The sequence below is a fragment of the Okeania sp. genome, from assembly GCF_983059655.1.
The window spans coordinates 1-5,410 of the sequence record NZ_CEZPJD010000545.1; the positions used below are offsets into that span (position 1 = coordinate 1).

General features: G+C 34.4%; 2 protein-coding genes. One reads left to right on the forward strand and one right to left on the reverse strand.

Annotated elements, in window-relative coordinates:
* Nucleotides 1-390: 390 nt before the first annotated feature.
* A complete protein-coding gene (locus AC3DU7_RS23825) occupies nt 391-2,991 on the reverse strand; it encodes a M1 family aminopeptidase (protein WP_488041782.1) in 2,601 nt (866 codons plus the stop codon).
* A gap of 1,165 nt (nt 2,992-4,156) precedes the next feature.
* Between AC3DU7_RS23825 and AC3DU7_RS23830 the strand changes: the two genes are divergently transcribed.
* Nucleotides 4,157-5,122 carry a hypothetical protein gene (locus AC3DU7_RS23830; protein WP_488041783.1) on the forward strand — a complete coding sequence of 322 codons (966 nt, stop codon included), beginning with the start codon at nt 4,157-4,159 and terminating at the stop codon, nt 5,120-5,122.
* Nucleotides 5,123-5,410 lie beyond the last annotated feature (288 nt).

A 5,410-nucleotide genomic window follows, 5' to 3' on the forward strand; every position in this document is an offset into this window, starting at 1 on the left:
GGGGGAATAAATTGCGGATAATATAAGACTTTTAGCTATTGAACATCTCCTGCAATTTGTAAATATACCAGCGCTCATTGCCATACCGAATAATTAATAATTAGAGTTGGCTCAATAATACAGCAGATTCCAGGTATATGAAGTACAAAGGTTAACAATTAAATGTTCCCAGTCCGAGCATCTTGCTCGCGAGGAAGCATCTTGCCCGCGACGGGTGTACCTCACTAAAATGGAATCTGCTGTATCATGTCCGGTTGAACAGTTATGAATAAACGACGGAGGAGTCAGGAGTCAGGAGAAATGGGAGTGATAGAGGAGGTAGTCGGAAAAAACTTCAGACCTCCTTATTACAGAGGTACTGATGACTGATAACTGAAGTGACAGCCTACTTTACTCTTTAGCCTTAGCCTCCAAACTTTCCAAGCGACTTTTCAATTCCTGATTTTCTTTTTTCATTTTATCGAATTCTTGACGTAACTGCTTAAGAGCTTTATCAGAACCAATATTTTTCTGCACCTTCTGTACCCCTTCTTCAGCTCGACGACGTACTCTGCCATCAGCAGTTTGATCGACTATATTCTGTAAAATTGCAATTGCTTTAGTAGTTTCCATTTGCCACAATGCAGCTACTACAGACATCTGAGTTAAGAAAAATGTTTCCCGTGATAATTCCGTTAGTCGTTGCAAAATACGCTCCAAATTAACAGGAGACTGAGCAGTAGAAATTGTGCCTAGAGAACGAATAGCACTCAAACGTAACGACTGCGCCACGCCAGGAACAGTGTATTTCAGAATCTGATTCAGAGCAGTTTCAGAAGTCTTCATCTTACTCAACGCTGAGATCGCACCAGAACGCACTACCTCATTCCAACCCTTTTTTTCTGCCAATACCCACTTCAACAATTTAATTACCTTTTCCTCTCTTGGCTTCCGATCGGAGTTAGCATTGGCAGCAGCAATATCCCCAATTCCCGACACGGCAGCAGCTTCTACATAATAGCTAGCATCGCCATTTTTCACTATAGATTTTAGTTGTTGATAACTTTTATTGGTTTTGATCTGTGTTAGTGCTTCCACCACAGCACGACGCACGCGAGCATCTTCGTCTTTTAAACCTGTAACCAAACTATCAAAAACCTGGTCTAGTTGAATTTTTGCCAGTTGCTTCACCACTTCAACGCGCACACCCCAAAAAGATTCTTCTATCAGCGCTTTTGATAATACTTTCACAACTTCTAACCCACCCTTTTTCGCTAACGCCTCGGCAGCATAGATACGAGAGATGGGGTCTGGATCAAATTGTAATTGTGCTTTTAGCTCTGCCAGTGGATATGCCAATTTCACTGTTTTGAGATAATTATTACCAACATCAAAGCTGATAAATTTTGGTTTTTCTGGAAGGGGAAAATAAAAAGTTTGTTCCTGCTCGTGTACTCGTACAGTGAAAGTTGTCAATTCTGGTTTTTCTTCTTTGAGATAACCGAAAGCAATAGGAATTTTTAGGTCAAATAATTCTTTACTTGAGTCCCCATTTTTATTGTTTTTGACTAAAGTTTGTTTTACTGTTACTTTCGCTAATTTACTATCACCATCCCAGGCATAATTAACCTGATAATCAGGATGACCTCCCCGGAAAACATATTGGTCAAATAAGAATAGTAAATTCCGTCCTGTTGCCTGTTCAATTGCTCTTAATAAATCGATAGTTTCCACCGTTTTATGAGCATTATTTTTCACAAAAGTATGAATAGCTTTTGTAAATAATTCATCTCCTAATTCGGTTTTAATCATGTGATAAACACAAGCACCTTTTTCATAAAGATGACGGTCATAAAGTTCTATTGCTTCCCGATAAATATTAGTAACAATTGGACGACGATAGCGAGATTTATCCTCAGCAATATAACTTCTAGCTTCTTTCAATAAATAATAAGCAGCATCATCTTTACCGTACTCATGGTCTGTCCATAATACTTCTGAATAGGAAGCCATTCCTTCTTTAATCCAGGCATGAGACCAATGTTTAATTACGATTAAATCACCAAACCATTGATGTGCAAGTTCGTGAGCAACTAAACTTTCAGAATTACGGTTATCTAAAGCTGCTCTTTCATCCAGTAAACATTTATCTGTGAGTAAAGTTGTAGAAGTATTTTCCATCCCTCCAAAAATAAATTCATTAACGCAAACTTGAGCATATTTAGGATAAGGATATTTATATCCAAATTCTTGACTAAAAAATTCAATCATTTGGGGAGTTTTGCCCATAGTCCGTCGAGCATCATCTTGGCGTTTTTTTTCTACATAATAAGTAACAGGAATACCATTCCATTCATCTTGAATCTCGACAAATTTACCCACTGCTAAGGTCATTAAATATGTAGGATGAACTTGTTTTTGCATCCAATGATAAGTTTTGCTATCTTCACTTTCTTCAGTACTTATAAGTTCACCATTGGAGATAGCCATAAATTTATGGGGTACTTTGACACGAATTTCTGATGTCGATAGTTGTCCGGGATAGTCGAAGCAGGGAAACCAGTAACGAGAGTCTTCGTCTTCACCTTGAGTCCAAACTTGGGTTGGTTTATTTGGATAATGTTTGTCGGGAGTGATGAAATAGATGCCTCGTTGAGGGTTTTTGGCAGCATAGGCGATCGCTACTTTTATTCGTTTACCTGCTTCAGTAACTGGTTGCAGATAAATCTGTAATTCTTTGCCGTCGTAATCAAAAGTTTGTTCAGTGTCGTTAACTTTAATAGATTGAATTTCTAAGTCAACTGCATCAAGAGTTAATTTATCAATCCCACTCCGTACAGGGCTTAAGCTAATTATACAATTGCCATGAAAACTGTGATTAGGAATGTCGAGTTCTAGATCGAGGAAAATATGTTCTACTTGGCCTGGACGATCCGGATTATAATGGGGTTTAGCACCTGGTAACTCAAAAGATTTGGAATTATTTTCAGAATCAAAGTAGATATGGGACATTCGATGTGATTGATTGATATGTATTGGACAAAAATCTAGTATATCTTTATAGCCGTTTTAGCCGTAACCCTAGACAGCAATATTTAGATAATGGTCAATAGCATTATAAGGTTATCCTATATTTCTATCCTTAACTGATAGTAATTTAATATTTTTAAAAATTTGTATTTAGTAATACATACAGCAGGGAACAGGGAACAAGTGTTTCACAAGAGTATATTTAAATTTATTCCCTACTCGCTACTCCCTAAAGTTTTTATTGTGGGTATTTAGGGAATAGTAGAAAATAAATTATTCCAATTTTTGTACTTAGATCGTTAACTCGCTAATCTCTACTCCTTTAACTTTTTCAATTTCTTCCCTACTCCCTACTCCCTACTCCCTTACTTTCATAGCTAATGGGATAATTTTTTATTTGGAAGTCCCTTAAACAGACATGATATTAGAATGAGTTTTGATTTTTCTGAATATTTAACTTTAGCCCACCTACTTAACAGAAAAAGCCCTAATACCAATCAGATAAATATTTTTTACAAATGGTAGAAGTAAATAAGAGGAAAGAAGGAAGAAGAAAGAAATATTGAGGAAAAAAAGGTAAAAATAATAGATATAACTATCTAAAATTAATTGGAGCGGCTCTTTTTAAGTATCTCCGATCAAGATGCACCTTTTTGTAGCATTCTTTTTTTTATATTGGATAAGTTTTACTCATCCCAATTCCCAAAAATAATGGTATACTTAAGATGTGACTCCATTTATTAAGTAATAATAATGATTCAGTAATGAATGTAGAGGATTATCGGCATTAATCCAAAATATATTATGCCTTTTAACCCTACTCCCAAGGAGATGTAACAAAATTTTCGAGAAATGGTATCACTCCCTAACTGAAAATCTGGCTTGACAAAAGCTCCACAAATAGAGTATCAGTATTGCATATTGTTAAAGTTCAATTTAAGCATTCAGCTATTAGCAATGAGTAATGAATAATTACTTCTCAGGCTTAGAAAGAATTCTTTGCTAGTAACTTTTTATTATTTCTCAACTTCAAAGGTTACTTTTACCTTTTCCAAGATTAATAGCTGATAGCTGACGGCTGTTTGCGCAGCATTCCGGAGGAAACGCTTACAGTTCAATTAACTTATCTTTTCAACGAGAATCTAAAATGAAACACATTTTTATTCATGTAGGTTTACCTAAGACAGCAACAACTTTTTTACAGGAGAAAATTTTTCCCAGACTCAATAATACAACCTTGATTAGTAGACCCTATACTCAACAAAGTAAGACATTTAATCAGTTACAGTATGCAGATGATTGTTATTATGATCCAGAAGAAATAAAAGAAGAAATAGGGAAAATAGCAGCATCTAAAATACTTATTTCTGATGAGATATTTTGTGGGACTCAGTTTACCATTAATAGAACTCTAATTGTTAGACGACTCAAACAAGTATTTCCTCAAGCAGAAATTATTATTTTTCTTAGAGGTCAGAAATCTCTGCTTATGTCTAGCTATAATCAAGCAGTAAAAATGGGTTATGCAGGAAATATCAAAGAATATATTTGGTCTTCTAAAAAAGAATATACTTACGATGATTATAAAGATGATTTATCTATGAATCAATATAGATGGAATAAAAATACTAGATATTACAATTATCTATCACATAATATCAATTTAATTGATTTATGTTATTACGAATTAATTAAACTTTATAAAGATAACTTTCCCAAAGTTCATATTTTTCTATACGAACAGTTTCGCTCAAATGCCCAAAATATCATTTCGCAGTTAGAAAATATCCTAGAAGATAAAGTCGAAAATTTTGACACTAGCTTATTATCTGATAGAGTCAATGAAAAATTTGATGTTAATAAACTTCACAGAACAATAGCGATTAATAAGATTAAATTAATTCTTAAGACAAAAAATAAGTATATTGTCAATGGATTAGGATTACTTTACAGATTAATAGTCAATGATACTCAAAAATCACTTGTTTCTGAAAAAGAATATATTAATAGAATAACTGATGGCTTTTATGTTGAAAATAATCAAAAAATTGTTAGGGAATATCCAGAAATATTGATTCAAGATTATCCAGAAGAATATCAACTAGAATATTGATTTTAAGTAAGACGTGCTAGTAGATATAATACTACGTGGAAGGTAAAATTTGAATACACAAGATTTAACGACTATATGATTCAACTTCTCTGTTGTTGTTTTCTTGACTCTACAATAGACTCCTCTGAGGTAAGGATTCAGCTATCAGCAATGAGTAATGAATAATTACTTCTCAGGCTTAGAAAGGAGACTTTGCTAGTAACCTTTTATTCTTTCTCAACTTCAAAGTTTACTTTTACCGAAAAATCGTGGGTATGCGCCTCCCCTTTTAAGGGGATAAAAAGCGGT